This is a genomic window from Pseudomonas sp., assembly GCF_049645325.1.
Lineage (GTDB): Bacteria > Pseudomonadota > Gammaproteobacteria > Pseudomonadales > Pseudomonadaceae > Aquipseudomonas.
The window spans coordinates 1-4,150 of sequence record NZ_JBARTQ010000102.1 but is presented as its reverse complement, the minus strand read 5'-3'; the positions used below and the strand labels follow the sequence as shown (position 1 = coordinate 4,150).

Sequence of the window (4,150 nt, the reverse complement as noted above, 5' to 3'; positions counted from 1 at the left end):
CGATCACGTGATGATCCCGCGTCGCATTGCCCCCAGCCTACCGAAAAACCGGGGTTGGGGCCGTTTCAGGCCGATCATAAATAATGAACCTGATCGGCCAAACCGATCTGTCCACACCCCTGACCGTCAGATAAGCTGGCGGGCATCCAATGGTTTAAATGCCGCTTAGCGAGGCAGCCCCGTCATGACACTCACCCATCTTCGCGCGTTCTGTGCCGTGGTCGAAAAAGGCAGTTTCCGCTCTGCCGCGCGCCAGCTGGACGTGGCCCAAAGCACCCTGACCCAGTCGATCCAGACCCTGGAAAAAGAACTCGGCGTGGTCTTGCTGCAACGCTCCAACCAAGGCATCAACCTGACGTCGGCCGGTGAAGTGTTCCTGGTTCGCGCCCGCTCCATCACCCTCGATTGCGAACGCGCCCTGCTCGACCTGCAACCCTGGAAAGGCGAACCCGAAGGCAATATCGCCTTGGGCGTGACCTCCGAACCCCTGGCCGAATTGCTGTTGCCGGTACTGAGCAATTTCACCCAGCGCTTCCCGCGCATCCAGGTACACGTGGCCAGTGACACCACCAAAGGCCTGGTGGAAAAGGTCCGCGACGGTCGCCTGGATTTTGTGCTGTGCCCGCTGGCACCGAATGTCACCGACATCGATTTGTCCATCGACCGCCTCTACAGCTCCAACGCCGGGATTATTGCGCGCAAGGGCCACCCGCTGGCCCAGGCGAAGTCGGTGCAGGCGCTGGTGGACTGCCAGTGGATCAGCGTGCGCCCGTCCGGCGTGGTTGGCGGCGCGGAAAACCGCCTGGTGGAACTGTTTCGCACCCAGGGCCTGGCGCCGCCAAAAATTGCGATCACCACCGATTCACTCCTGGAAACCCTGCACATCGTCTCTGAAACCGACTACCTGACCATCGAGCCACGCATGCTGCCGGGGATGAAGCTGTTTTCCAGCGCCCTGACCACCATTGCCATCGAAGAACCGCTGGCGAGCCGCGATGTGTGCCTGATCAGCCGCCGTTCCTCGCCCCTGACCAGCGTCAGCCAAGAACTCACCAGCATGCTGATTTCCTATTCGCGGCTGGTCCACCGCAGCCGCTGACTCCCTGCCCACACGAGCCTATTCATGCCCCCGATGTCCTACGATGGTTTGCCCCGTGCCAGCGCCAGCAGCGTTGGCGTTGACCCCGATCAGGTGGTCGCGTTTCTCGACGCGGTCAAGGCCGCCGGTCTCGACCTGCACGGCTTCATGCTGCACCGCCACGGCCATGTGGTCGCCGAAGGCTGGACCTGGCCGGTCGACCCCAACGAGCCGCGCGTGCTGCATTCCATCGCCAAGAGTTTTACCGGCTGTGCGATTGGCCTGGCCATCGAAGCCGGCTTGCTGAAGCTGGATGATCGGCTGGTCAGTTTCTTCCCCGACGAGGTACCCGCCAATGCCGACCCGCGCCTGGCGGACATGACCGTCGAACACCTGCTGACCATGCGCACCGGGCATGCCGCCAACACCTCGGGCTCGGTGTGGCGCGGCATCGACACCAGTTGGATCAGCGAATTTTTCAAGATCCCGCTGGCCTATGCGCCCGGCACCGAGTACGTCTACACCAGTGCGGCGAGCTACATGCTGTCGGCGCTGATCAACCGCGTCACCGGGCAAACCCTGCACGCTTACCTCAAGCCGCGCCTGTTTGTACCGTTGGCGATTCACAACGAGCACTGGGACATCGGCCCGGATGGCGTCAACCCGGGCGGCAATGGCCTCACGGCGCCGGTCTCGGCGGTGTTGAAACTGGCGGTGCTGCATGCTCAGGAGGGCGTGTGGAACGGCCAGCAACTCTTGCCGGCGGCCTGGGTCAAGGCTGCGACGCAACCCCAAGGCGGCCCCGACAGCCGCTACGGTTACCATTGGATGATGAAACCGGGCGGTGCATTCAGTGCCCTCGGCGTGTTTGTGCAGATGGCAGCGGTGTACCGTGACCATGGCGCGACCCTGGTGGTGGTCGGCGGGATGAAGAACTCCGCGGCGATCATTCCGTTTATCGAGCAGTACTTTCCCGCGGCGTTTGGCGGCGGTGGCACGCCCGAGGCGGATGCGCGGCTGGAAGCGCGTTTGGCGAGCATGGCCGAACGGCCGCCGCGGGTGTCAGCCTGTGCGACGCCTGCCGATTCGAAACGGGTGTTTTTGATGGCTGAGAACGACCTGGGCGTGCAGCAGTTGTCGTTCGACTTCAGCGCTGATGTGCTGACCTTCCAATTGACGGACAACCAGGCCACTCACAGCCTGAGCGTGGGCGTTGATCACTGGCTGACCGGCACCACCAGCATGCCCGGCCGCGCCTTGCACCACGGCTACGATTTCAACCACGCGCAGATTGTCGCCGGGGCCCGCTGGCTGGACGCCAAGACCCTGGAGATGACCTGGATCTACCCGCAGACGGCGTTCCGTGACCGCGTGGTGTGCGTGTTCGAGGGCAACAGCGTGAGCTTCGCACGCACGGTTAACGTCAACAGCGCCGAACGCGAGCAGGCCGTGTTGGTCGGCACAACACACATCACCTGAGGTGTGAGCGGGCGTGCCCGCGATGACGGTGAATCAGTTATTGCCTCTATGGACTGACACACCGCCATCGCAAAACAAGCCGAATCAGCGCTCTGTTCCCGGCCTCAAAACAACGCGTGGGTATAGGTCAGGTACAACCGGTTTTCATCCAGATCCCGCTGCGTCGCCACCGTGCTGCGCAACATCGCATTGCGCCATTGCACCGCAAACCCGGTCAGGGTTTTGCTCTGGAAGGCATACGTCAGCATCAAGTCGCGCTCCCACTCATGCTGCGGGCCCTGGTCAGACTTGATATCGCCACCGCGCTGGTACACCACCTGCGACGTCAACCCCGGCAACCCTACCGTGGCGAAGTTGAACCCGTGTTGCGCCACCCAGGTGTTTTCCCCGGCGCGCTGGAAACGCGCCCCCGTCTGCCGGTCGGTGATCAGGTAGGTCGACGAGCCATCGCCTTCGTTGAGAAACGGAAAGTCGCTGGAGCCGTTGAGGTGCTGGTAACCCAGGCTGAACGCATGCCCGCCCAGGCTGTAGGTGAACAGCCCCGCCAGCACGCGGTTATCGACTTCGCCATTGTTGTGGTAACCGCTGCTGCGGTAGCCCTCGGCACGCCCGGCGGCGCTGCCACTGGCGCCGTCCGAGGTGCTGTCAAAAAAGCGCAGGTCAGTTTTCAGGCTGCCCACCGGCAAGGACAGGTTGTGCACCAGTCCGACAAAGTGCTGCTGGTAAAAGTCTTCCAGCTCGCCGTAGTAGTACTGCAACAACAGGTTCGGGCGCACGGTGTAATCCACCCCGGCGTAATAGAACTGATTGCTGCGCTTGCCGGCCGGGCCGCCGGCACCGCTGATGGCGAGGTTTTCATCGTTGGAGGAGTTGCGGCTCTTCACCCCGCTCAAGCGTCCGCCGATCAGGGTGAAGTTCTCAAAGTCCTTGGACGTGGCCTGCCAGCCCTGGAAGGTTTCGGGCAACAGGCGACCGTCGTTGTAGACCACCACCGGCAACTTCGGCATCAGGGTGCCGACCTTCAGCTCGGTCTTGGCCACGCGTACTTTGCCGGTCAGGCCCAGGCTGGCGAAATCACTCACGGCACGGCCGTCGCTGTCGGTGGGGAACACAAACCCGCCCTGGTTGACGCCATTTGGGTTGCCGTGGGTGCCACGCCCGGAATCCAGGCGAATGCCGAGCATGCCCAACGCCTCCACGCCAAAGCCCACCGGGCCCTGGGTGTAGCCGGAATTGAAATTGAGGATAAAGCCCTGGCCCCATTCTTCCTGTTTGGAAGGCTGGGCGGGCCCGCTGCGGTTGTCCTGGTTGAAGTAGACGTTGCGCGCTTCAATCTTCGCGTGGGCGTCGTCGAGAAACCCGTCGGCGTGGGCGGCGGTGCTGATGGCGAGTAAAACGCAGGCGCACGCAGGCGCCGATGTGAATACGGAGATTTTCATTGGGTGTACCCGTGGACTTTTATTGTTGTTGGGGGGTTACAGCAGCGATGCGGGTCAACTGTGGGAGCTGGCTTGCCTGCGATCGCGGTGGGCCAGCACCAGAGATGCAAGCTGACCCGTTGCTATCGCAGGCAAGCCAGCGCCCACATTGATG

At 62.7% G+C, this 4,150-nt stretch carries 3 protein-coding genes; 2 read left to right on the top strand and 1 reads right to left on the bottom strand.

Annotated features, from left to right (window positions below):
• Positions 1-184 precede the first annotated feature (184 nt).
• A complete protein-coding gene (locus WBB95_RS04250; protein WP_424486451.1) occupies positions 185-1,099 on the top strand; it encodes a LysR substrate-binding domain-containing protein in 915 nt (304 codons plus the stop codon).
• A gap of 24 nt (positions 1,100-1,123) precedes the next feature.
• Positions 1,124-2,557 (top strand): serine hydrolase domain-containing protein, encoded by a 1,434-nt coding sequence (locus WBB95_RS04245; RefSeq protein WP_424486450.1) that lies wholly within the window; start codon positions 1,124-1,126, stop codon positions 2,555-2,557.
• Positions 2,558-2,661: 104 nt separating this feature from the next.
• On the opposite strand, the gene WBB95_RS04240 is transcribed toward WBB95_RS04245, so the two are convergent.
• The gene (locus WBB95_RS04240; RefSeq protein WP_424486449.1) at positions 2,662-3,996 is read right to left on the bottom strand and encodes an OprD family porin; all 1,335 of its coding nucleotides are present in this window, start codon (positions 3,994-3,996) and stop codon (positions 2,662-2,664) included.
• Positions 3,997-4,150 lie beyond the last annotated feature (154 nt).